Raw genomic sequence first — 23,821 nt, forward strand, 5'->3', positions numbered from 1 at the left:
AGACATGTCCGTGTACGACAAGGCCGTACAGCTACAGAACCGTGCACGCCTGATCGCCGCCGGAGCAGTCGGCGAGAAGGAGGCTGCCCGGGTTCTCGGCCGCACCAAGGAACTCCGCGCGTCGCTGGTCGATCTCGGCAACCAAGTAGAGATAAGCCGCACCCTCGAAGGCCTCGAAGCTGCACACAGGCCTGATCTGTCGAGCATCGACACCGCACGCACAGCGTTCATGCGCAAAGCAGCCAACGGGCTGCCCAGCGACACGGTCTTCAACACGGCGAGGAAGAAGGTCCAGGAGATCACGGACCGCCTGAAGGCCGACAACAATGCTGCATGGAGTGCGTGGGCCGCAGCGCAGACTGCTGATCTACCGCTGGCTCGCATCCCCATGCTGGCGGCCAACGAGCGCGTCAAGGCACGCTCTCGGCAGGTGGAACTGCAGCAGGCGGCGAACCGCAAGGGTGGTGTAACCAAGGCAGACATCACTCTCTTCACCAGCACGTACGCGGCTCTCGCAGAGTCCCTGCATGGCAAGAGCGAGCCGCCCCGGGAGCTCCTGGATCTTCTGGAACGGCTGGAGAAGCGTCCTGGTCCCACGCTCCACGACGTGACGGATGAGGACATCGCCCTCTTGCGTGAGTTCGAAATGGACCTTCACATCACCCTGCAGAGGACCGGCGCGTGACAGACCACCTCGATATCCGTTTCGCGAACGAACTCCTCAATCAGTTGGAGAACCGCGAACTTCCGCTTCTCTCATGGGGGGTTACGGAGAGCGCGCTCTCCGAGGCTGAGGTTTTGGAGACCATCGACCGTCTCCTGGGCAGCCATGAGGCAGCTCCGGCCGGCACATCGGCCGATGTGGTGCTGGAGGAGCTCCTGCTCCGTGCACTGCTGCACGAGGTGCAGGTACCGGTGACCTCCCCTCCGCGCTACCGCACCAGGCTGGCGGAGTCGCTGCGCCTCACTGCCGGGCTCCGACAACTCTTCGACCGGGGCGGTTGGGCTGATGAAGCGCAGCCGGGCTGGTGGCAGCGACAGCGCCGCCTCGTCGCCGATTACCGGCTCCACGTAGCGGCTCGCCGCTATCCGCGCCGCGATATCCCAGCGGCTGAGGTCCTCCAGGAACTCGCACAGCTCCCCAGGTGGGGCGATGTGCAAGAGCACGTGGCAGCTGCCCAGCTGAAGGGCCGCAAGCTGGCTCGCTTCCAGTTGGACGCAACGCGTTCAGTGTTCGCTTCCCTGAACACCGACCGAGACAAGGGCATCATCGTCGGCGCCGGTACTGGTAGCGGCAAGACCCTTGCGTTTTATCTGCCGGCGTTCGCTGCCATGGCGGAGAGTGCAAGACCAGGGAAGGCCGAGCGCGTCCACACACTGGCGCTCTACCCTCGCAAGGAGCTTCTGCGCGATCAACTTCGTGAAGCTATCCGCACCGTTGACAGTGTCGAGTCGGCGTTGCGAGACCGCGGGCGACGACCTCTTCGGATCGGCGCGCTCTACGGAGACACCCCGTGGAATACCCGCGACCGGCGCATGGAGCCGGATTCGAGGGTTCCGAACGCCTGGGCGCGCACCCGCCAGGGAGCGGTGTGCCCGTATCTGCCATGCCCCAGCCTTGATTGTGGAACAGGCGACCTCCAGTGGGCGGACGACGACCGCCGACACGGGCGTGAACGACTGACCTGCCTGAAGTGTGGTTACACGCTCAAGCACGGACGTATCGCGCTCACCCGAGACTCACTCAAGAACGACCCGCCGGATCTCTTGTTCACCACAACAGAGATGCTCAATCGATGTAGCGGTGACAACTATTTGGAGCGGCTCCTCGGCTGGCGTGGCGCCAGGACCGCGCCGTCTTTGGTTCTCCTCGATGAGGTTCACACGTACAGCGGCATGCACGGCGCGCAGGTGGCCTTGCTGTTGCGGCGCTGGCGCGAAGCGACTCGCCGTTCGATTACGTTTGTTGGCCTGTCCGCGACACTTCGCGACGCGGACAGGTTCTTCGGACAACTCGTAGGCCTTCACCCCAGCGACGTCACCTCCATCGAGCCGGCCGACGAGACGATGGAGTCCGAAGGCCGGGAGTATGCCCTCGCCCTGCGAGGCGATCCCGTCGCGGGGGCAAGCCTGCTGTCCACATCGATCCAGACGGCCATGCTCTTTGGCCGCATGCTCGACCTGGACAACAACCGGTTCCTGTACGGCTCCACAGGCTTCCTCTTTACGGATGACCTCGACGTCACCAACCGCTTCTACAACGACCTGCGTGATGCCGAAGGCGGACAAGACCGGTTTGGGCGCCGCAGCGACCGTCGGAAGCCAGTCCTCGCAGGATTGCGTTCCTCTGACCGTGACGAACACGCCGCACGCTACGTCGACGGCCAGTCCTGGGATGTTGTTGAAAAGATCGGTCACGACCTGGATCCGGGCCTCCATCTGCACCATTTGCGTATCGGCCGCACGTCGTCCCAGGACGTCGGTGTTGATCACGACGCCAACCTGACTGTCGCCACCGCCTCCCTCGAGGTCGGATTCAACGATCCACGTGTTGGCCTCGTGCTCCAGCACAAGGCACCGCGCGACGCCGCAGCGTTCATTCAACGCCGCGGCCGCGCAGGCCGCGAGCGAGGTACCAGGCCCATCACCGTAGTGACGCTGTCGGACTACGGGCGCGATCGCCTCGCCTACCAGGCGTACGAAACACTGTTCGCACCTGAAGTGCCGGCTCGAAGCCTGCCGATCGGGAACCGCTTCGTCCTGAAGATACAAGCCACGCAGGCGCTGTTGGACTGGACGAGTCGCAAACTCCGCTCCAGGAGCTTGTGGGCTGACCCTCGGAAGGTCCTCCGCGCTCCCAACGGCTATGCAGTGAGCGAAAGCGATCGTCCCGGCCACGAGGCGGTCGGAAACCTCTTCCAGGCCCTCCTCGACAAACCTGCCCTGCAGGACGAGTTCGCTCAGCATCTCGTACGAGCCCTGAAGATCAGCCCCGACGAGGCACAAGCCCTGCTGTGGGAGCAGCCGCGCTCACTGCTCCTAGCTGTCGTGCCCACGGCTCTGCGACGTTTGCGAAGCAACTGGTCGTTCCAGCGCACCGACGCCGGCGCTAAGGAAGGGGCCCTCCTTCCGGAGTTCATCACGCGCTCTCTCTTCGAGCCGTTGAATCTGCCGGAAGTTGACCTTCTGCTGCCCTTTCCGGAGAGGGACAGTCTTGAGCAACTCCCCATCGCCCGAGCCCTACGTGAAGCAGTCCCTGGACGTGTGAGCCGCCGGTTCGGACATCGCCGTGATGAACACCGGACGTGGCTACCGGTACCTCCGAGCGGCACGGACGCTCTGCCCCTCACGCGAATCGTTCAGCATGCCGACCCAGAGGGAACATGGCATCCGAACGGGTCCTCCGACCCCGACGGGCTACGGGTTTTCAGGCCCCACCAGTTGAAACTGGAGCAGCCCACCCCCGACATCTCCGACCGCTCGCAGGGCTTCCCCTTGTGGGGTACTCAAATCGTCGTTCCGGACGATGCGTCGCCTACGCCGGCGGACATTCCCGACCCATCCCCATGGCGCCAGCGGATTGCCTCGATCAGCTTCGCGACACACGCTGCCGGCAATCCCATCGAGATGCGTCGGATGAGCATGGGGGCCGAGTGCCAAGTTGCCTTCGAGCGCGGTGGAGTCGAGACACGCAGGGTTCACTACGAACTGCACGGCAAGCGGGCTGCTCTTGGCTTCAGGCTCGACGTCGATGCAGTGCGCATCCTGCTTGAGCCTCTCGATACATCCGACGCCATCGTGAGGTCCTACCTGTCCTCCCCATCCTGGCGGTCCCTGGCCTTCTCGTACGAAGTCGCTGAGCATCCCGCACTGACAGACATCTCCAACAGGTTCCAGCGCGAGCGGCTGACGCAGGTCTATTTGACGGCCTTCGCCCTCGAAGGTCTCGACGGCGAGCGCACCGCGGCTCAGGTACGTGCTGCGCTGGCGAAGGGTGCGTGGACTGGGCATCTGCCCCAGATATTCAGCGTGCTCTACCGGGACAACAACGGCCCTGAGCAGATCCTCGACAACGACCGCTTGGTGTCAGGCCTCATGGAACTAGTTCAGGACAGCCGGGTGACAGCTGCCGTGGACCAGGCTGCGGAACTCCTCGTCGCCCCGGACATCGCTGTCCGCACCGAAGATCTGGCGCAGCGGGCCTACCGAGACACCATGGCAGCAGCGATACTTGCCGCGGCCCAGCGCGCCTGTCCCGACACCCAGGACGGGGACCTGATCGTCGACGTCCTGCCCGGCGCAAGGCCCGGCGATCAGACAGTGGTGTGGCTCAGCGAAACGTCGATCGGTGGACTCGGAATCATCGAGCACCTGGTGCGCTACTACGGGCAGGACCCCCGGCGTTTCTGGGGGCTCGTCACCAGTGCACTTGCCCCCAGCGACTACGAGTACGTCGACGCCACACTGACGCGGCTGCTTCAGCACCTGTCCGATGAGCCCAGCGGCGATGCAGCCGAATCCATCAGGACACTGCGCGGCGCCGAAAACGCCGAGGAGGCCCAGGAGGCATTGAACGGGCTGCTGGCTGCCTGGGAGGAGTTGGACGGACGCCCCCGGCGAACCGCAGTGTCCGCGTTGTCGACGCGGCTCCTCCGCCCGGGATCGGGCCCCGACACAGATATGCAGGCATTGTCGCTGGTCAACGCTTGGACGGACCTCGAGCAGCGTCTCGGGATCGAAGTCGATGCTCGAGTGATGGCGTACGCCGTCGGCTCGAACCGACTTCACCTCGGTGGGAGCCGCACACTGACCGCAGACCAGGCCTTCAGCCTCCTCTGGCCACGCGGCCGCCAAGCTCGCACTCAGGACCTACAGCATTACCAGCCATATGTAGATTTCCCAGTGCTCGACCGGCTACTTGTCCACGCCGCCCACAACGACCGCTTCCCTGAGGTGGACGTCACTGCCACCAACTGGGCCCTGGCCTACCAGAAGGCGATGTCTGAGAGCGCAGCCGTCGAACTCGTCTGCCGTGCGAGCGAGGCGCAGGCCATGGCGGAAGCTGTCGTCCGCGTGCCGGCACTCCCAGTGGACAGGGACTTCCTCCGTGTCTACGGGGAGGTTCGTGGTTACGCCAGACATCGGGACGAGTTGCGCGTCCGAGTGGAGTTGAGGGAGGCAGTCCAGTGACGACCCTGACCAGAACGCTGCGCATCGGTGCACGGACGGGCCTGCGCGTTGATTCGATGCTGTCCGCTGCCCTGATGGCGGAGATGATCAGCCCCAGTAGCGAGGTGTGGCTGGTTTCGCCTTGGATCACGGACGTTCAAGTGCTGGACAACAGTCACGGCGCCTACGACGCGTTGTTCGGTGACGTACCGCCCAGTGGTTGGCGGCTGTCAGACAGTCTCGTGCGCATCGCCTCGGCTGGGGCGCAGGTGTATGTGATCACGCGCCCCGATTCCCACAACGGGGCGTTTCTGCAACGGCTTGAGTCCGCGGAACAGGGCAACCTGCGCATCCGGCGAGATCCAGACGTCCATGAGAAGACGTTGTGCGGGCAGGAGTGGATTCTCACTGGCTCGATGAACTACACGGTGCGCGGGATGGCGAAGAACGATGAGTCAGTCACCTACAAGGTAGGCGGCCCTGACGCTGCTCAGGCGCGGCTTGATCTGGCTCAGCGGTGGAGGAGTGGCTCGTGACCCAGGCCCAGCAGCAAACACGCGAAGACGTCGAGAAGTTCCTGCAGCGGTTCTTCGGCCCAGGAAACCGCGCCTGGCCAGGATTGGACGCGGAGTACCGGCACAAGGACCGCAGCATGCCGTTTGTAGAGGCGCTGCGGCGGGGCGACGACGCACCGATTGTGCTGCCTCGCGCTTACGCCGACAGAGACCGGTTCGCCATGTATGTGATCGCCCGCGACCAGGGCGATCGGTCGAACACCGCTGAGCTGATCCGTGCCTTCGCTGGACCTACCTACGTCGCATACGAGGAACAGGTCGGAATTCAGCCAGTTCGGCTGGATCCGGACGATCCAGTTGAACGGGCACTCCTTGATTTCGCTGGTGACCGTCCCATTTTCCGGCTAGACACCGGACGGACTCTTGAGCACCGCGGGAACCTCGCTGATGTCCTGCTGTTGATGCAGAAAACTGTGGCCAGCCGGCCTCCCAGGCTGTGGCGAGTCGCCAAGCCGATCGGTCGGCTCCTTGCGGAGTTCGACGCATCGCTGGCGGCAGGCGCAGAGGCTGCCTCCAGTGTGGTGCTTGATCATTTGGCGGCAGCTGGTGGTGTGACCGCGACCAACCTTGCCAACTTGAGAATCAAGCGACTCGATCGACTCGGTCGCAGCCGAGAAATCCTCAGCCTCCCGGAGCTTGCCGACGTCGTCAGCCAGAACCCTCCTGCCCCCGTCAAGGAAGCGATCCTGAACGCCGTCTACGCGGCGCTGGAGGGGCCGCTTGCGGAGAACGATCTCTCGGCTGCACAGGAGTTGCTCGTGGAACGGGGCCGGTTCGTCCCGGACCTCCTGGACATCAGCGTGGACTCGTTGGGCCCGCAGGCGATCACTGTTCTCTTGATGGCGGCAACTGTTCTTGATGACGTATCGACACTCCACCGTCTTGTGGAAGCGGTGCAGCATGCGGACCGTGCTGACGAGCTCTCTCCACTGGTGTGGGATGACTCCCGGAGAGCACTCCAGGGGCGGCACGAGGAAACCGCCGACAATCCGCAGACGTCAGCTCAGTTGGAGCCAACTGCCGAGGAAGCGGCACAGGAGGCGACCGTAGCGCATCTACCTGTCGATTCCTGGCAGTCTCTTCTGGCTGCCGTGACAGCGAGGTCAAGCGAAGGCAAGTTGGCTCTTGAGAACCGGAGTTGGATGTCCTGGCCCTCGCCCGCAACTGAAGATGCGGCCCTCGCCGCGTTCCTTGACGGCTTGGAGAACCACGCCGCGGAAGAGGCGTGGCGAGCGGTCGGCGCGTTCATCGATGCCGTCGGGTACGAGGCGCCGGCCGGGCTGACCGCTCACGCGTTTATCCGTAATGCGGTGACATTTGACCGCTTCGGTCCCGGGGACCTCGCTGTGCTGCAGGCCCTCACGGAGATCGCACTCCGTGCCGCGCCTTCAGCACGGACCTACACGGATCTCCTTGACGAGATCGGCGCAGAGCGCGGTCGTTGGGTCTCGCCCGAGCGGGCGCCGATTGCCTTGGACTTCGTCGACAGGCTCTTCCTGGCCGCGTGCCCCAACACAGAGGCGCGCAGCAATCTGGCGTACGCGCTGTTGGAGCCCCTGTGGCTGCATCAACAAAGGCTCGAAAGAGCAGACTGGGCCTTCGCCCAGCGCCTTTCACGAGAACTCGACATAGCGTTCGAGTGGGAGCCCCCTGCCGGGGATGGCGATCAGGGCGAGTCGCCTTCTGAGATCCCACCGCTTACGCTTTTGTTGTACTCGCTGGACGAAGCCGTACTCGCTCGTTGCCGTGAAGAGGTCGGGCGACTCGCGCCAGCGGTGAAGGTGACGACGGCCTCAGACCACGTCGGTACGCCTCAGTTGCGGCAGAAGGCCCGCACTGCTGATGTGATCGTCCTTGCCACGCGCTGTGCGAAGCACGCCGCGACCGGCTTCATCGACCAGCACGCCGTGACCGAGCACATCGGATATGCCAACGGAAGTGGATCGGCCTCGCTTCTGCGCGCGGCCGTGGACAAACTCCGTGCTGCGGCAGCTGCGTCCTCCTGACAGACGCGGTGGCTGCCCAGCCCACTGGGCAGCCACCGCAGCCGGTCATTGAGCGGTACTACCTGGCGACGAGCGCCTGGAGGTAGCTGCTCAGGAGCCGGACGTCTCCCGAGGTGTTCTGGAGGCTGTTCCACTTGCGCTCTTGGCCATCGGGGAGCGTCCAGGAGCCTGAGGTCCACGCCACATGCTCTTCCAGACCCCGCAGGGTGGAACGAACCTGGTCCCAGTCGACCTTCTCAACCGGGACGTCGGCAGTAAGCCTGTCCATGACGAAGCCCATGGCCTGGATGCCCACGCCGTGGGTCAGCCTCGACTCCTTCGGCGGCTTGTTCCACGCTTCCCGGAAGATGCTCTCGACGGGCTGCCAGAACGCCAGCAGATGAGCCAGCATCCGCTCCTCGTCCCCGGTGCCGTCGGCGGCGTTTCGGTACTGGAACAGGGCGCCCTCGTAGATGCTGTGCTCCAGCATCTTAAGAACGCTGTTGTCCTTGATGTTGCCGGTGGGGGATGTGGGGCTGCTAACCCTTCCGCTGAAGGGACCGTCTCCCATGTTCAGAAGAACCATGAGCCTCGCGGCGAGCTGGCGGCGGGCGTACGAACGCGGCAGTTGGCCCGTGGTCTCGGGCAGGAGCTCGTACACGAGCCCCTTGGGGAGTGGCTTCGTGGAGTTGACCAAGATGAACTGCGACCGCTGCTCTTCCTGTCCGGAGGCGATGAAGCCCACGGCTGCGACAGGGAACTCATGGAGATCAGCGTCTCTGATCGCCGCGCTACGCTGCTGTCCATCCACGAGCCAGGCCGGCTTGTCTTCGTCGGCCAGCGACTCATCGACTGGAATGATCAGCTCGCCGGGGATGGAGTACTTCACGTCGCCGCCGCGGACCGCAGGTTCAAACCTCACACGCTCGTCGAACGCGAGGACCAGGGCGTTAGGGAGCATCGCCCCCTCGGACTCAATGTAGCGGCGGATTGAGCGGATGTGGCTGAGGACCTCGGGCCGCTGGTACCCCTGCAACCGCTTCTGGCCGTCACGGCGGACGCGTGAGACGGCCGCAAAGTCGTGCAGTTTCTTGCCGTCGACCGCGAAGCAGTAGATCTCCTTGCTGCCTTGAAGCACCTTGAGGGCGGGGAGCCTCAGTTCGTATCGGTCGGCCACGCTGTCTCCTGTTTGAGTTCTTTTTGGGCGTTTGGTGCTGAGATTGGCGACTATGCGAACGTCAGCTTGCGCATCTTGGCTTCGAGTACGGTCATGTTATGGAATCCGCGGCGCTTGTTTCGCTCCGATCCACGGAAGATGACCATCTCGATCTTGTGTTCCTTGCACAGGTCACACGGGCAGTGACGCCATGGCCTGTCGGCAAGCGTCGGCCTGTACTTTTCTACCTGCTTCAGCTTCTTGGCGTCGCCGAGGAGCGTCTGATATCCCCGCAGGGCATCCATGACCTCGTCGACGTCCACCGCATCCTCGTCAAACTTACGCAGCAGTTGAAGGCATTCCCGCTCCGCCTTGATGGCCTCGGATTGCGACACCACGCCGGCAAGAATCAGACGCTTGAGCGTCGGGTTTCCATCGACCTGCGGAACCCTGATGGCCATATAGGGGCCGTTGGCGGTGTGGTAGTTGTTGCGTTCATCCATGAACGCTTGGCGGAAGGCCGAGGTGCTGTCGAAACTTTCGACGTGATATTTTGAGAATTCTTCCATGCTGTCAATGCGGGTGATGCCAAGTAGATGGAGGTCTACGCCGTCCGCGCGGACTCTAGAAATCCTCTTGAGACAATCAAGGATTTCGGGAGTCTTCAGCGGGACCATGCCGCCGAGGGCAATTCGCCTGTAACCCATCTTCTGGAGTCGAGCGACACTGTCTGCATAGCTGTCCGGGCTCCACCCCTGGGCTGCACCCACCGGTTCGAGCTTGTTGGCTTCGTCGCGGACCTTCGCATTGCGGGCCTCTACGGCGGCAATGAACTTCTCCGCCAACTCAAGCGAGATCTCGCGACGCTTCACCCATGCAGGATTTGCATCCTGATCAGACAAGTCGGGGTCGTATCCGAAAATTACATGGTCGATGCTGATTCCCGCATTGAACCGGCAGCCCATATAGAAGTCCAGGACTTCCTCAACGGAATATGGCGGGTACTCTTCGTCGATATAGTTGAATGCGCCGCAGTCCCCGAGACTCGTCATGGTTGCCGGGAGGCGAAAGAAATCTCTGACTCCGAGTCGATAGAGTCGCTCGCGCTGAGGAGCGCTGTATTTTCCTGCTCCCTTAGCCGATCCATCGACGATAGCCTTGCTCACCAGCACTCCGTCATACGGGGCTGGCTTTACGGCCTGGTGTGCGTAGAAATCGTCCCTCTGGCGGACCCGATAAGGGGAGTACTCATCATTGATGAAGTCGTAGGTTGGGCTGACTTGGTCTTGACTGTCCGGAAAGAAGAATCTCACGACGCGCTCATCCTCGACTCACGGTACACACGGATCAGATAGTTCGACAGAATGTTGATGTGTCGCCCAACATTCTCCAGTTCGTTCCAGGAATAGTTGATCTCGGGCCAGCGCCCCTCAGTCCAATGGCAGTGCGGCTTGATGAGCGACAGTTCGGCCATGACCCTGCTGTAAGCGTCGTCCGAATCTATATCCGCACTGAACAGCACTCTCTCCATCACTCGATCCATGAGCCGGCCCATGGATCGAATACCAATACCGTGCATGAGTCGGCTTTGAGTTGGGGCAAGCCCCCACGCTTCTGGGAAGGTGTCCTTCACGGCAGTCCAGTAGACGACAAGAATGTTGCGGATGGTTGCAGTGTCAGTCGTACCGCTGGACAGGTTCTTATAGGGGAAGAGGACGCCCGAGCCGGACAAGGACTCAGTGATGGCCTGGAGGAGACTGTTGTCCTTGACTACAGCCTCGGACTTCTTGCTCGCCGTCGTCGATGCCTGCTTGATCAAGCCCTTGAACGGTGAATCACTGTCCTGATTGAGTGCGTTCACCAGAATCGCAGGGAGCTTGCGTGCCGAGAGTTTCGTGGGCAGCTGGGTGTTGACTTCAGGCAGGAGTTCGGAGACGAGGTTGCCGGGCAATGGTGAAACCGTGTTGACGCGCAGGAACTGGTCACGTTGGATGTCCAGGTCTTCGGCCACGAATCCTGCCACGGTGATCGGTAGTTTCGAGTTCCGTGTGCGGGCGAGGGCCAGGCTTCGCTGCTGGCCGTCCACGATAAGTGCCGGGCGCGGCTCTTCCGGTGATGCCGGCAGAGGGATCTCCAAAGTTCCGATCGTGGCAAGTCCGTCGCTGGGGTTGGGGCCCCGGCTTCCCTTGAACCGGACCGCAGCGGGGAGTGCGAGGATGAGGCCGTTCGGGAACAGGACGTCGTCGCCGTCGAGGTACTCCAAGATCTGCTTGACGTGTTGCCTCTTCTCGGGACGCTGGTAGCCGAGGAGCTTTCCGGCCTCATCACGCGAGATTCGTGCAACGTCCGCGACAAGGTCAACTTCCCCTGCCTCCAGCGCAAACAGGTAGAGGGGAATCTTCGGGTTCTGCTCGATACGCAGGGCCCGGCGTCTGATCACGTTCTCTGTCACTGGTTCCCCATCGTGCGGTTGAACAAGCCGGCGAATCTGCTCTGCTCACAAGCGCGCCCGCTGTCGCGTAGAGCCCGCAGAAGTCGCGTTCGCGAAGTACCCGGAGCGGATGCGATGCCCCTCTTAATGAAGGCGATGACCTCTTCGTCGGACATGGGCTCACGATTGTGGCGCTCTGGCTTCGACACCCCGACCGCCCATTGATGCCACGAATTACTGGTGGCTGCGGATGTCAAGGAACGGTCTTCGCAGTGCTGAAGCCAGGACGCGGCCATGCGGACGTTCAAACTGGTCAGCGTGCCGCCCAGTGCGCCGCGGAGCCCAGCGTCTGAGGCCACTCGCTGGATGCCGGCGATTTCTTCGTCTCCGCCAATCAGCAATGCCTCGGTTGCGAGGGCCCCGAGCGCCCGCAGCTCCGCGCCCATGGCCCTCGCGTAGACCTCGGAGAGGACCATGAGAACCGGCCCCCGCTTTCCGAGGTCCTCCAGGGTGGTCCTGCCGCTATCCGCCTGGAGGTGGCTCCACCACTCCGCACTGCTCGCCGTTGAGGTAGCCACCGAGTCGGCGTGCCGGGTGCTGAAGGTTGCAGCGTAGGCAGGTGCGGGCGCGGAGACTGGCTGTAGACCGAGGCCGGCAGACGCCACCCACAGTTCCGCGTTGAAGTGGGCCTTCTCGGCCCACTGAAGCAGTCGCTTGGACTGTGTCCAGTGGTCACCGCGGTACAGATCGGTGAGCGGACGGGTGCGAGTTTTGTCGGTACTGGCCGCCTGGGCCACCCGCTCCTTCCACAGAGCCGAGCGTTCCCGCACGGGGCCCTCCGGGAGTGATCTCGCATGGAGTGCGGCCTCCGGCACCACGGACTTGCGGTCAGTGCACGTGACTACCAGCGATAGTTGTCTCACGTGATGCTACTCCCCCGGCGGGCTTAACTGGACGACTGTTGCCGTTACTGTACCTGTCAGTTTTGACGGTAGGGTGCTCCGGTACACATGGAGCTAACTAGGGAGCAAGGCATGGAGCGTCCCGCGATCGTTCTACTGAGCGGCGGACTGGACTCGACGACAGTCCTGGCCATCGCGAAGGACCAGGGCTACACGCCGTACGCACTGAGCTTCCGCTACGGCCAGCGGCACAGCGTGGAGTTGGAGGCCGCCAAGCGCGTAGCCGAAGCGCAGGGCGTAGCCCGCCACGTTATCGCGGACATCGACCTGCGAGTTTTCGGCGGCTCCGCTCTCACGTCCGAGATCGATGTTCCGAAGCACGACACCCTCGACGACGCCAGCACCAGCGACGCTGACAGCAGCGTCCCCATCACCTACGTGCCTGCGCGCAACACGATCTTCCTGTCCTTCGCGCTTGCCTATGCAGAGACCGTCGGCGCGAGCGACATCTTCACCGGCGTGACCGCCGTTGACTACAGCGGCTACCCCGACTGCCGCCCCGAGTACATGGACGCGTACGCCAAGATGGCGAACCTGGCGACCCGGGCGGGCGTCGAAGGAACGCAGGAGCTCAAGCTCCACTCTCCCCTTATGGCCATGTCCAAGGCCGACATCGTCCGCGAGGGCCTGCGCCTGGGCGTGGACTACTCCATGACCTCCAGTTGCTACGACCCGGACGAGCAGGGTCGGGCCTGCGGCCACTGCGAGACCTGCCTTCTTCGCCTGAAGGGCTTCGCCGAGGCGGGCGTTTCGGACCCCGTGCAGTACCAGGGCGCGTGAGAATGACCTATCTGGTCAAAGAGATCTTCTACACCCTGCAGGGCGAGGGCAGCCACGCAGGCCGGCCAGCGGTCTTTTGCCGCTTCTCACGCTGCAACCTGTGGACGGGCCTGGAGAAGGATCGCCACCGTGCCATCTGCCAGTTCTGTGACACCGATTTCGTCGGAACTGACGGCGAGGGTGGCGGCCGGTTCACGTCCCCTGATGACCTCGCCCAAGCAGTTGAACAGGCGTGGCCGTCTACCTCCATGGAACACCGCTTCGTCGTGTGCACCGGGGGAGAGCCGCTCCTGCAACTTGATGAAGCAGCGATCGAAGCACTCCACTCCAGAGGCTTCGAGGTCGCAGTGGAGACGAACGGCACCCGCGTACCACCGCAGGGCATCGACTGGCTCTGCGTAAGCCCCAAGATCGGCTCGGAACTGGTCGTCACGAGTGGAGAAGAACTGAAGCTCGTCTACCCGCAGTCGGGCGGAGACCCGAGCCAGTTTGAGCACCTGGACTTTCGATACTTCCGGCTCCAGCCCCTCGACGGTCCGGACGCTGAAGCCAACACCAGGGCCACCATCGACTACTGCATGAAGAACCCGCGCTGGATCCTTTCTCTCCAGACGCATAAGTATCTGGGAATTCAGTAATGGAAATCTTCCGCGAGTTTACGTTCGAAGCCGCGCACCGTCTGCCCAATGTTCCTGCGGGCCACAAGTGCGCGCGCCTGCACGGCCACTCCTACAAGGTCATCGTCCATGTGGAGGCCCCCGTCGACCCGGAGGCCGGCTGGGTCATGGACTTCGGCGACATCAAGCGTGCCTTCAAGCCGCTTGAGGAGCGGCTCGACCACTACTACCTCAACGAGATCGAGGGCCTCGAGAACCCGACGAGCGAGATCCTTGCCCGCTGGATCTGGGAGCGCCTGCAGCCGACTCTGCCTGCGCTCTCGGCCCTGACCGTCCGCGAGACGTGCACCTCCGGCTGCACCTATCGGGGCGCGTGAGTATGCACGACATCCAGAACGAGACTGACTCCCGGGGCATCGAGGTCGACCAGGTCGGTATCAGTGGCCTCCGCTATCCGCTGTACTTCGAAGACGGCTACCTCCGTCAGGAAGGCATCGCGGACATCGAGGTCACCGTGCGGCTCCAGTCCGACCGCCGTGGTACGCACATGAGCCGCATGGTCGCCCTCGTACACGACCACCTGCAGAGGTTCGACCCAAGGCAGTTTCCGCACGTGCTCAAGACGGGGGCAGACCTCCTCGACGCGCCTGCGGTCACGGTGACAGTGGCCATGCCGATCAGTACGACCGTCGTTGCGCCGGCCAGCGGCCGCGAGTCGAAGCAGGTACACGACGTCCGCGTCGAAGGGCAGTGGGACAACGGCGCCGTGACAGTGACGACGGCAGTGACCAGTGAAGTCACCAGCCTCTGCCCGTGCTCAAAGGCCATCTCCGACTACGGCGCGCACAACCAGCGCAGCCGAATCACGCTCAAGGTGACGGGCCAGGGAGACACCCCTTATCCTCTGCCCGTCCATAGCGCCGTACGGTTGCTGAGCTCCTCCGCTTCGGCGCCTGTAGTGCCGCTGGTCAAGCGCACAGACGAGCGTGTCCTCACCATGCAGGCGTACGACCACCCTGTATTCGTTGAGGACATGGCCCGCGACGTCAGCCTCGCGTGCCGGGAGCGGGGCCTTCGTCACACGGTGAGCATCCGCAACCTGGAAAGCATCCACAGTCACGATGCTGTTGCATACGTCGCTGGATAGCATCGGCAGCTTCATCGAAGCTTGATCTACTTCATCAACTGGCCCAGTTCAGTGCCTCGCACTGGACTGGGCCAGTTGCGTGTCCCTGTTGTGCGACGCTTTGGCCTCACGGAGGCCGCTCCGGCGGTTCACGAGCCGAGTGTCAGTTTCCCCTCCGTAGCCTCGGCCATGGCGCGGACCTGTATGTCGAGCACGGCCTTGATGGCTTCGATGTTGCCGGCGGTGAACTCGGCCAGCTCTGGCGGCATCAGGTTGAGCTGCCGGATCGTCTCCGCGGTGAACGGTAACCGCACGACTTCGTAGCCGCCCCGCTCGGGCTTGTCGAACTCAGTGCCCGTGCGTGCCTCGATGTCCATCCGATTCAGGCGTGCGGCGAAGATGTGCTGGATGCCCACGCCGTCCTCGAACACGTCGGTAATGAGATGCACCAGCTCCGCCCTGTTCAGCTTGCCCCCGATCTCCTCGAACACCTCGCGGTGGAGGGCGTCCTCGACACTCGGGTCCGTAGCCTCGACGCTGCCGCCGACCGTCACTCAGTACGGGCCCCGGCCGGGCTTGGTGCGCTTGATGAGGACGAGCTGGTCGCCGTCCAGCAAGATGGCCCTGGCGTTGCGCTTAGTGACTGGCACCCTTCAGTACCTTTCGACTGGCAGGGGTGGGCTATTCCTTGGTGGCTCAGCCGAGGTGGGGGTAGGTGCCGGCGAGGTAGTCGCCGACCTGCTGGCGCATGCTGGGGTGGATGTCGTACCTGTCGAGGTCCGCGGGTTGGACGAAGCGGACGGCGTCGGCCTCTTCGTTGATGGTCGGCTCGCCGCCGACGGGGCGGCCGATGTAGGTGTTCTCGTATTGCTGGCGGATCTCGCCGTCGGTGTAGGCAACGATGTGGCGAGGGTTGGTGTAGATGCCGAGGAAGCCAGTGATCTCGGCGACGATGCCCGTCTCCTCGAGGCATTCACGTACGGCGCACTGGGCGGCTGTCTCGCCGATGTCCTGGGCTCCGCCGGGGAGGGCCCACTGGCCCGTGTCGCGGCGTCGCTGGAGGAGGATGGCGCCGTTGTCGTCGATGACGAGCAGGTTGCTCGCGGGGATGAGCGTGTTCGCCTTCGGAGCGGCGGGGTCGTTGTAGTACTCAGTCCTGCCCATGTGCGGCGGTCCCCTCCTGATCGGAAGCCCAGGGCTGCGCGCAACCCGGACGATGTCGAACGCTAGACCGTACCCGTCGCGCCACCCTGTGCAGCGGGTCAGCAGCGTTACGCCCGTGCATGGCCTCCGGGATGAGCCAGAGGCGGTCGCTTACCTGGCCTCAGGCCAGTTACGGGCGCGAGATGTGCTGACTAGCCGTCATATTGCTGTGGACCAGGCTTCGACGAGCGAGCGCACCGAGGGGAACCGCTCCTGTGGATCTGCTGCTGTAGCTCGCTGGATCACGGCCAACTGGCCGCGGCTGCCGCGCCACTGGTCCTCTTCGTCGCCGGCGTCAAGGAGGAGCCGCAGAGCCCTGCCGAGGTTGAACACAGTCGTCCGGACGTCGATGACCGAGCCCCGCACGAACTCCTCCGGCGCCATGTACCGGCTGGAGGCGGGGAGCCGGTCGGCGTCCAGCGTGAACGGCCCCTGCCGGTACTCGTCAAGGTCGCACAGCCTCATCCGCCGCTCGTCGAAGTCGTACAGCATGCAGCCGTCATAGAGGTCGACGGCCACGAGCCCCGCGGCCTCTACCGCGAGATGGGCACCCAAAACGGCATCCAGGGCGGCGTGGACGTCGGGGAGCGGAAGCCTGCGGAAACGGGCCATCGGATTCCCGGGCGCTGTTCTGCCGCCGCTTCGCGACCTGGTGGGGTGGTAGAGAACTTCGCCTGGCACCCAGGGGTAGACGAGGACCAGTCCCTCATCTGTCGTGATGCTGTGCAGCAGGGGCGTGATGACCGGGTGAGATACGGCCTGGTGCACGCTGACGGCTCGCCGCAGCGAGGACACCGCTGCAGGTGTTGAAGCACTCTTCACGAACCATCTCCGCCCATCCACCAGGACCCCGTACGAGACACATCCTGAGTCTTGATCGGCGAACGTACGAAAGATCGTTCCGACATCCGCCACGTAGGTCTCGAATTTGGCCACGTGGGCGACGTCAAAGAGAGGGTGCGGCGTCACGCTCGTGATCGTGCCAAGTCAGGTCCGGTGCCGCAGGGAGTTTCCCGTTCGAGGCAGGAATCCGTGCCCGGCTCGGAGGATTCGCCCACGGCAGACATGGAAGACGCGCGAAGGACTGGAACGCTCCCCGGGACCATGTCAACGTACAACGTCCCCGAGAACACCACGTCAGCAAGGTTCCGCGCTCTAGGCGGCCAGCGGGCTCGCTGCACCCTCGATCCAGGCATGGCTCCAGGAGATCCTCTGTCCAAGACCGTCTTCCTCTCTCTGCGCCTCACGGCCCGCCTTCTGTTCACCCTGGGCGCTGTGTATGCATTGACAGCGCAGCAGCACTTTGACCACGGCGGCACGCCCACGGCGCTCTGCCTGTCTGTCTGCGCGGCCGGCCTATTCGCCGAAGACCTGCTCCAAGGCGGCTACCGATGGGATCGAGCTGTCTTCGCCCATATCGCCGTGCACCCTGGCGTGAACGCCCGACAGACCGCCCGCGCAGTGGACATCGCGGAGAAGGTCGTGCCCCGAAGCCTCGACCGCTTTGCCTGCGACGGGATTGTGGCTGCAGAAAACGAGGCCAACGGGCGATCGCATCGGTCATTCCGGTTGGCCCCCTGACCTCTCCGGACAGCGCCTGAGGTTCACACAGCGGCGTACATATATAGCCGACGATCCCCGGTTAGCCAAACCGGGGATTCTCCAGACCATTGACGTAGTTCGCACCGACTACTTGGCGGTGGCGTGGTGCGGGCTGCCTTGTCCATATCCGCTGCGGCCCGAGCCATGCCCTGCGCAGTCACTGCGTGGGCGTCGTCGGATGCCCAGGGTGAAGCGAAAGACCTGACCATGTGCGAAACCCTGCTCTCGGTCCCCCGCGTGGCCCAGATTCTCGACATCAGCCGGAGGTCCGTATACCGGTACATCTCCTCGGGTGAGCTGTCGGTAGTTGACCTGCGCACCGGCAACGAGCGCTCGCGTGTCCGCATCCCGAGCAGGGACGTGCATGAACTGGTCCGGCGGCGCACCGCCGCCTCCCCCCGGCGCTGAGCTGAGTCCGACCCCATACGTGTTGCGGCGAGAGCCGTCGTCATACCGAAGACAATCGGAAAGGGAATATGCCGTACCTGCGCAAGCTGGCCTCCGGAAACTGGCAGGCCACTGTCAGAAACCATGCTGGCGAGCGGTTCACCGAAACGTTCCCTCTTCGGTCACAGGCCCGCGAGTGGGGCCTGGAACAGGAAGCGAAACTCCGCCGGAATGCTTATCAGGATCCGCAGGCCGGGAAGATCAAGTTTGCGGAGTGGCACGACCGCTGGTGGGAAGCCCGCGTCGTGGAGCCCCATACGCAGCGAGGAGACGCTTCATGCATACGTACCCACATCACTCCGTACTGGTCTGATTGGGAAGTACGCGCGATCGCCCGCCTGGACGTGCAGTCCTGGGTCCGGAAGCTGGTCGTGGACAAGAAGGGGGCCTCGGCGATCCGGCGGGCCTACAACCTGATGTCCTCCATCATGCGAGCGGCGGTCGACGAGAACCTCATTGCCGTGACGCCATGCAGGCGCATCGACCTCCCCCGGGAGGCAGTAAAGCCGCCGCAGTGGTTCACCGTCGAGGAGGCCCAAGCTATCCTCGATGAGCTCGAACAGCCGTGGCAGACGATGGTGCTGCTCGCCTTCTACACCGGCCTGCGGTGGGGAGAGCTGGCGGGCCTCCATGGGCACCGCATCGACTGGCGGCGGGGCCGGCTGTTCGTCGTGGAGGTCAACACGAAGTCAGGCATCAAGGAGTACCCGAAGAGCTCGAAGAGCCGCCGCGAGGTCCCGATCCCCGGGCACGTTCTCGACGCCCTTGCCCGCCACATGCGCGGCCGCGACCGCGTGGGAGTCGTCTTCACCACTGTCACCAAGGGCCGGTCCGGTCGGTTGCTCGACGACGGTAACTGGCGGACCCAGACGTGGTGGCCCGCGGTCAAGCGCGCGCACTACACAGAACCCGACGGGACGAGCAGGCCGGTTCCGCACTACCCGCCGCACTCTATGCGTCACACCTGTGCGTCCTGGCTGGTCCAGAAGGGGGTGTCACTGTACGAGGTGCAGCACCTGCTCGGGCACGAGAGCTACCAGACCACGCAGCGGTACGCGCACCTCGCCCCCGATGCTCACCAAGCGGTCCTCGGAGCCTGGCAGCGGCTGGACTCCCAACTGATCGTTCCAGAGGGGGCCACCTCGAGCCCGACGACGGATACTCTTCGTCGGTGACGGTAGGTAACCCTCGCCCACCTCGCCCATTGCGTTTCCCCGGCGCCGCCGGCCACACCCCTTTCCGCGTGTGGCCGGCGGCGCCGTACACGTTTCCGCTACCCTGGCCAAAGCACCCCTGGAGGGCGGCGCAGCTAGCGTGGCGATAGCCCGTGACGCACGCCGACGCTGGTGACGCTCGTTCGACGCACGGCCCCTCGGAGAGCAGGGGAAAACTGGCTCTGACCTGCGGCTTTGTTCACCACCCCAGGGGTCCACCTCTTCCCGATGACGCACCACGTGGAGTGCGTGGCGATCCTGGAGCCGGTCCGGGAAGGGTCCTGACCTGCGGTTTCTTGGCCTTCACTCCTTGCTCGACGTGTTTCCAGCCAAGCAAGGAGTGAAGCGGTCCGGAGACTGCTGAAAGCCGCTTGACCTGCGGATTCAGCAGGAAACGCCCTCGCCCTTCGCTGACAACACCTATGCAGTCTTCGGATGCTGACGCTCAAATGACGCTCTGAAGCCCCGTCACATCGGCCCGGCCATGTCCGCTGTGTAGAGCCATGACGAAGTCGCCCAGACCGATGCTGTGCAGGCGGTTGCGTACTACGTTCAGCGCCGCGGCCTTCTCGCTGACGGAGAGCACTCTGCGGCCCGGTGACACCATCTTGAGGTCCTGGTGTGCCGGAAGTTCAGCAGCCGGTTGCGCCCGCCCATGTCCAGCAGGGACTTCGCCATTCCTCGAGGACGGCCTGCAGGCGGTCGAGGCTGGGATCGCCGCCACGGGTGGATGGCGTGCGGAACTGGGCGGGCATACGGTGAGTACCTCCTCAGCTGGGCGCGCAGGGCGATGTCGCGGCGACCCCGGAGGTATCCGCATATCAGTTCACATCGTCCGATGAGTGGTCGGCGATCAACACGCCATCACACCTGCTGGCTGTCCGTCCTGCCTGGCGTCTTGATGCGGAGACGTCAGGCATGGCCGTGAGTATCAAGACCTGCGGACCGTCTCACGTGAGGGATTCGGTATGGAAACGGACTGGGCCCTGAAGGGTCGTGCGCGCTCCGTCGAAGTCCGCCAGTCGTGCGGCAACGGTGGCCATCGCGAGTCGGTGAGGTAGCGCTGCTGAGAACTTCAGGCCGTGTACCGCTCGGTGGTCGACATCGGGCAGCACCAGTGCGTTTCCACCGTCAGCATCTGCACGAGCCACTTGCCACATGTCGGGTGTCAGGTCTTCTCGTAGCCGCACGTAGCAGTCCGTCGGCCTTTGGACGGGGTCACTGATCGACGGAAGTGTGGCGGCGAGCGTCGCGTTAGCCCGGTAGCCGGCCCACGTCCACCACCGCACATCCGTCCCCAGTCGAGTGATCAGAGAGCCGTCGGAATCGGTGATGTGAGGCGCATCCTCCTCGCGCCACTCGGTCAGGCACGTCTGGGCCCGACGGGTGAGAGAAACCAGGGGGTCTGCTCCGAGCAGTACGTCGCGCATTGAGCGGGTCAGAGCGTACGAGAGGCCGGCGAGCGACCCGCCCGTCCATTTGGCGACGCCGCCACCATCGGTCGGCTCGACGAAGACCCGCTTGCGCCCCCAGTCGATGAACGTCACCTGCCAGCTGCGCCCGCCGAGAAGCAATCGACGGGGTCCAGGCCGTTCCTCCGTCAACACGGAAGGGTCCGTCTGCCCGATTTCGTTACGGCCGGACAGCACCGTGAACTGCGGGGGAGCGGTGAACGAGGCAGTCAACTCGATGAAGTGACGCCGGCCGAATCGGCGCTCCGCCTCGGGGCCGATGAAGAGCATGCTGCCGTCCTCATCGAGGAACCCCTCGTTCACCAGGTAGCGAAGGATGGGGGAGGCCGATCGGTCGAACGGAGCCAGTCCGTTCCACATGCCTTGCCACGACTGGTCGCCGATGCGGTGCTGCTGAAGCGTGGCGGCGAGCAACTGCTGCGCCACGAGGTGGCGAGGCTCCGGAGGGGGTGTGACCGGTTCGACCCAGCCGCGCCCCCAGAGGAGCAGCAGGGCGGCGGCCTGCAGCAGGGTGTCCTTGCCGGTGGCGAGGAACAGGCAGTTGCGAGTGGTCCCCGGGCGCCGGCCGGTGCGGCCGATGCGCTGGAGAAAGGAGGCCACGGTGCGGGGCGAGTCGATCTGGATGACGCGGTCCAGGTCGCCCACGTCGATGCCCAGCTCCAGTGTGGAGGTGGAGACGATGACGCAGTCGCGTGCTTCGGCGAAGGCCTGTTCCGAACGGGCTCTTTCCTCGGCCGAGAGGGAGGCGTGCGAGAGGAACACCGTCACTTCGCGTGCCCGCAGGGCTGCTCCCAGCTCCTCCACCTGACGTCTGGACTCGCAGAAGACCAGCCTCTTCTCCCCCCGGTGCAGGGCCGCGATCAACTTGGACGCGTTGTCGAGGGACCCTACGTAGTCCAGCTCCACCTCTCCCGGCGGCCGAAGACTCCCGCTCGCACTGGCCGTGGTCGGGGTCGCAGCCGGCGTGAAGGTGAGGCCGGGGGCAACGACCCGCCCCGGGCGCTTGCCCGCACCGGAGCCTTGGAGCCAGGTGAGCAGTTGCTGAGGGTTTCCGACCGTGGCAGAGAGACCGATCCGCTGGATGGGGCGTCCGGTGACCTGTTCCAGACGCTCCAGCACCGCGAGGAGGTGCCAGCCTCGGTCGTCGCCCGCGAAAGCGTGCACCTCGTCCACCACGACTGCCTGGATCCCGCCCAGAAGACGGGCGTGGTCGGTTTTGACCCCGATGAGCATGGCCTCGAGGGACTCAGGAGTGGTGAGGAGGATGTCGGGTGAATCCGTACGGATGCGCCTGCGCTGAGACTCCTTGGTGTCTCCGTGCCACAGCTCGGCCCGGCGGCCGAGCCACTGAGCGTAGGAGTCGACACGGGTGACCAGGTTGTTGAGGAGCGCCTTGAGTGGGCACAGGTAGAGAACGGACGTGCCGGACCAGCGCCGGCCGGACATCGCCGACAGGATCGGCAGGCACGCTGCCTCGGTCTTGCCGCCCGCGGTGGGGGCGAGCAGCACTGCGTCCTCGCCGTCCATGAGGGGATCGATCGCGGCCCGCTGCAGAGGCCGCAGGTCGGGCCAGCCGAGCGTGTTCACGACATGGTGGAGGATGACGGGATCGAGCCGGTCGACGGGGTCCGTGCCGTCCGGGTGGGGGCTGGTGTGGGCGGATCCTGTCTCACCCGCCGGGACTGCGCTCATCACATGTCCAGGTCGATGTCGTCGGCTGATCCGGCTGCCGCGTGATTGCGCTCCACGTCCGTGAGTTCGCTGGTCGTCACGGTCAGCCGATAGTGCCGGCGCGGGTCGAAGTCCTCGAATTGGTCGACGCGGTCCAGCACGTCACCGACCAGTTTCTTGAGGAACAGCCGGGGCGCCACTCCTGCCTTCCCTCCGAGGGCTCCGCCCACCGCGCGCGCGAGGTCGGCGACGTACGCGTCGTCGGCGAGTGACTGTACGCGTTCCGGCGAGGAGGCACCCTCCGCATACAGGTCCCGGATGGTCACTCCGAGGCCGACCAGCGACTCCTGTGTGAAGCCCGGCAGCCGTACTTGGACCGCACGAGGGTTGTCGAAGCGCGGGTCGGTGGTGAAGTCGGTGGCGAGGCGCTGGGCGAGAGGAGCGAGCCGCTGAACCCCCTGCTGCCCGTCGTAGAACGCAGGAGTTCCGGTGATCAAGAGGTAGAGGCCGGGGAACCGGCCGGAGTGCACCTCGTCGATGAGCTGCCGAAGGGCGTTCAACGCCTTGTCCCGGGCGTCCGAACGGACGCGCTGCAAGGTCTCGACCTCGTCCAGGACGACGAACAGGCCGTTGTGCCCGGAGTCCCGCAGTACGGTCAGGAGGCCTTGCAGGAAGCCGAGGGCCCCGAAGTGATCGAGGTCGCCACGGACTCCGGCAGAGCGTCGCGCGGCCGCAGCCACGTGCGGCTGGCCACCCAACCAGGCCAGCACGGCCGCTGCAGTCGCCTCGTCGCCTGCGGCCAGGGCTGACTTGTAGCCGCGCAGCGCCGTGGCGAACGAGGGCGCGTGCCGCGACACCTCGGCCAGTCGTGCCGTCAGCAGCTTCTCGACCGCCTGTGGGAGGTCTTCCTCGTCGGCGCCGTCCGCGAGGGCGTCCTCTTCCAGGGTGTAGAACCATGAGTCCACGACCGGCCGGAGCGCGCTCGGGGGGAAGCTCGTGGTGGTGAGCCGCTCGGTCAGACGCCGGTAGACGGTCTCCAGCTTGTGGAGGGGGGTCTCCGTCTCGGAGATCTGGATCTCCGCCAGCGCGAAACCCCTCCGCTTGGCCCGTTCACCCAGCCATCGGGTGAAGAAGGTCTTGCCCGATCCGTACTCTCCGCGGACGGCCTTGAACACCGAAGAACCGGAGGCGACCGCGTCGAGCTCGGAGTCGAGTGCTGCCTCGAACCGGTCGAGGCCGGTGGCCAGGAGGTCGAGCCCGCTTTCGGGAACGGCGCCGCGGCGCAAGGCGTCGATCACCGCACGGCGCCGCGCCGCGCTGGCCGGGGAGGGACGGGAGGAAGCAGCGGTACTCACGCCACCAGTGTCCCATTGCAAGGGCGTCCAGCGGTTGGCTGAAGTCGACTACTGGT

At 64.5% G+C, this 23,821-nt stretch carries 19 protein-coding genes and 1 pseudogene; 11 read left to right on the forward strand and 9 right to left on the reverse strand.

Features of this window, described 5'->3' with window-relative positions; all coding sequences use genetic code 11:
* Positions 1 to 4: 4 nt before the first annotated feature.
* Genes HYE82_RS05725 through dpdD form a run of 4 tightly spaced genes read left to right on the forward strand, consistent with a single transcriptional unit; the run spans position 5 to position 7,750 of the window.
* Positions 5 to 685, forward strand: coding sequence for a hypothetical protein (locus HYE82_RS05725; RefSeq protein WP_179172821.1), 681 nt, complete (start codon positions 5 to 7; stop codon positions 683 to 685).
* The gene (gene dpdJ / locus HYE82_RS05730) at positions 682 to 5,190 is read left to right on the forward strand and encodes a protein DpdJ (RefSeq protein ID WP_179172822.1); all 4,509 of its coding nucleotides are present in this window, start codon (positions 682 to 684) and stop codon (positions 5,188 to 5,190) included. The genes HYE82_RS05725 and dpdJ overlap by 4 nt, the downstream gene beginning before the upstream one ends.
* Positions 5,187 to 5,705: a phospholipase D-like domain-containing protein DpdK gene (dpdK, locus tag HYE82_RS05735; protein WP_309144214.1), complete on the forward strand. Its 519-nt coding sequence runs from the start codon at positions 5,187 to 5,189 to the stop codon at positions 5,703 to 5,705. Before dpdJ ends, dpdK begins: the two co-directional genes overlap by 4 nt.
* Positions 5,702 to 7,750 (forward strand): protein DpdD, encoded by a 2,049-nt coding sequence (dpdD, locus tag HYE82_RS05740; protein ID WP_179172823.1) that lies wholly within the window; start codon positions 5,702 to 5,704, stop codon positions 7,748 to 7,750. The genes dpdK and dpdD overlap by 4 nt, the downstream gene beginning before the upstream one ends.
* Positions 7,751 to 7,808: 58 nt before the next feature.
* On the opposite strand, the gene dbpB (HYE82_RS05745) is transcribed toward dpdD, so the two are convergent.
* From dbpB (HYE82_RS05745) to HYE82_RS05760, 4 genes are read right to left on the reverse strand one after another with little or no spacing between them, the layout of a single operon-like run.
* Positions 7,809 to 8,906 carry a DGQHR domain-containing protein DpdB gene (gene dbpB, locus HYE82_RS05745; RefSeq protein WP_179172824.1) on the reverse strand — a complete coding sequence of 366 codons (1,098 nt, stop codon included), beginning with the start codon at positions 8,904 to 8,906 and terminating at the stop codon, positions 7,809 to 7,811.
* 50 nt (positions 8,907 to 8,956) lie between these two features.
* Positions 8,957 to 10,198, reverse strand: coding sequence for a tRNA-guanine transglycosylase DpdA (gene dpdA, locus HYE82_RS05750; RefSeq protein ID WP_179172825.1), 1,242 nt, complete (start codon positions 10,196 to 10,198; stop codon positions 8,957 to 8,959).
* Positions 10,195 to 11,337 carry a DGQHR domain-containing protein DpdB gene (dbpB, locus tag HYE82_RS05755; protein WP_179172826.1) on the reverse strand — a complete coding sequence of 381 codons (1,143 nt, stop codon included), beginning with the start codon at positions 11,335 to 11,337 and terminating at the stop codon, positions 10,195 to 10,197. The genes dpdA and dbpB (HYE82_RS05755) overlap by 4 nt, the downstream gene beginning before the upstream one ends.
* Entirely contained in the window at positions 11,334 to 12,146 is an 813-nt protein-coding gene (locus HYE82_RS05760) for a hypothetical protein (protein ID WP_309144215.1), read from the reverse strand. The genes dbpB (HYE82_RS05755) and HYE82_RS05760 overlap by 4 nt, the downstream gene beginning before the upstream one ends.
* Before the next feature lie 204 nt (positions 12,147 to 12,350).
* On the opposite strand from HYE82_RS05760, the gene queC reads away from it, so the two are divergent.
* The 4 genes from queC to HYE82_RS05780 are packed head-to-tail and all read left to right on the forward strand — an operon-like array spanning position 12,351 to position 14,822.
* Entirely contained in the window at positions 12,351 to 13,058 is a 708-nt protein-coding gene (gene queC, locus HYE82_RS05765; RefSeq protein WP_030687035.1) for a 7-cyano-7-deazaguanine synthase QueC, read from the forward strand.
* A gap of 2 nt (positions 13,059 to 13,060) precedes the next feature.
* Entirely contained in the window at positions 13,061 to 13,696 is a 636-nt protein-coding gene (gene queE / locus HYE82_RS05770; RefSeq protein WP_179172828.1) for a 7-carboxy-7-deazaguanine synthase, read from the forward strand.
* On the forward strand, positions 13,696 to 14,052 hold the full coding sequence (queD, locus tag HYE82_RS05775; protein ID WP_179172829.1) for a 6-carboxytetrahydropterin synthase QueD: 357 nt from the start codon (positions 13,696 to 13,698) through the stop codon (positions 14,050 to 14,052). The genes queE and queD overlap by 1 nt, the downstream gene beginning before the upstream one ends.
* A gap of 2 nt (positions 14,053 to 14,054) precedes the next feature.
* Positions 14,055 to 14,822: a GTP cyclohydrolase I FolE2 gene (locus HYE82_RS05780; protein ID WP_179172830.1), complete on the forward strand. Its 768-nt coding sequence runs from the start codon at positions 14,055 to 14,057 to the stop codon at positions 14,820 to 14,822.
* 128 nt (positions 14,823 to 14,950) lie between these two features.
* On the opposite strand, the pseudogene HYE82_RS05785 reads toward HYE82_RS05780, so the two are convergent.
* From HYE82_RS05785 to HYE82_RS05795, 3 genes and pseudogenes are all read right to left on the reverse strand, one after another.
* Positions 14,951 to 15,451 (reverse strand): annotated as a pseudogene (locus HYE82_RS05785) (NUDIX domain-containing protein).
* A gap of 46 nt (positions 15,452 to 15,497) precedes the next feature.
* Entirely contained in the window at positions 15,498 to 15,965 is a 468-nt protein-coding gene (locus HYE82_RS05790; protein ID WP_179172831.1) for an NUDIX hydrolase, read from the reverse strand.
* Between the two features lie 198 nt (positions 15,966 to 16,163).
* Positions 16,164 to 16,973 carry a serine/threonine protein kinase gene (locus HYE82_RS05795; protein ID WP_179172832.1) on the reverse strand — a complete coding sequence of 270 codons (810 nt, stop codon included), beginning with the start codon at positions 16,971 to 16,973 and terminating at the stop codon, positions 16,164 to 16,166.
* A gap of 225 nt (positions 16,974 to 17,198) precedes the next feature.
* Between HYE82_RS05795 and HYE82_RS05800 the strand changes: the two genes are divergently transcribed.
* The 3 genes from HYE82_RS05800 (at position 17,199) to HYE82_RS05810 (ending at position 19,228) form a co-directional block, all read left to right on the forward strand.
* Positions 17,199 to 17,585 (forward strand): MarR family transcriptional regulator, encoded by a 387-nt coding sequence (locus tag HYE82_RS05800; RefSeq protein WP_179172833.1) that lies wholly within the window; start codon positions 17,199 to 17,201, stop codon positions 17,583 to 17,585.
* Between the two features lie 228 nt (positions 17,586 to 17,813).
* Positions 17,814 to 18,014 carry a helix-turn-helix domain-containing protein gene (locus tag HYE82_RS05805; protein ID WP_179172834.1) on the forward strand — a complete coding sequence of 67 codons (201 nt, stop codon included), beginning with the start codon at positions 17,814 to 17,816 and terminating at the stop codon, positions 18,012 to 18,014.
* Between the two features lie 68 nt (positions 18,015 to 18,082).
* Entirely contained in the window at positions 18,083 to 19,228 is a 1,146-nt protein-coding gene (locus tag HYE82_RS05810; RefSeq protein WP_256986951.1) for a site-specific integrase, read from the forward strand.
* A gap of 989 nt (positions 19,229 to 20,217) precedes the next feature.
* On the opposite strand, the gene HYE82_RS05815 is transcribed toward HYE82_RS05810, so the two are convergent.
* Together HYE82_RS05815 and brxD are read right to left on the reverse strand one after the other, a co-directional pair.
* Complete coding sequence (locus tag HYE82_RS05815) at positions 20,218 to 22,431, reverse strand: DEAD/DEAH box helicase (RefSeq protein ID WP_179172835.1); 2,214 nt, start codon at positions 22,429 to 22,431, stop codon at positions 20,218 to 20,220.
* Positions 22,431 to 23,765: a BREX system ATP-binding protein BrxD gene (brxD, locus tag HYE82_RS05820; RefSeq protein ID WP_179172836.1), complete on the reverse strand. Its 1,335-nt coding sequence runs from the start codon at positions 23,763 to 23,765 to the stop codon at positions 22,431 to 22,433. The genes HYE82_RS05815 and brxD overlap by 1 nt, the downstream gene beginning before the upstream one ends.
* Between the last annotated feature and the right edge of the window lie 56 nt (positions 23,766 to 23,821).

Source organism: Streptomyces sp. BR123, assembly GCF_013401435.1.
Classification (GTDB): Bacteria; Actinomycetota; Actinomycetes; order Streptomycetales; family Streptomycetaceae; genus Streptomyces.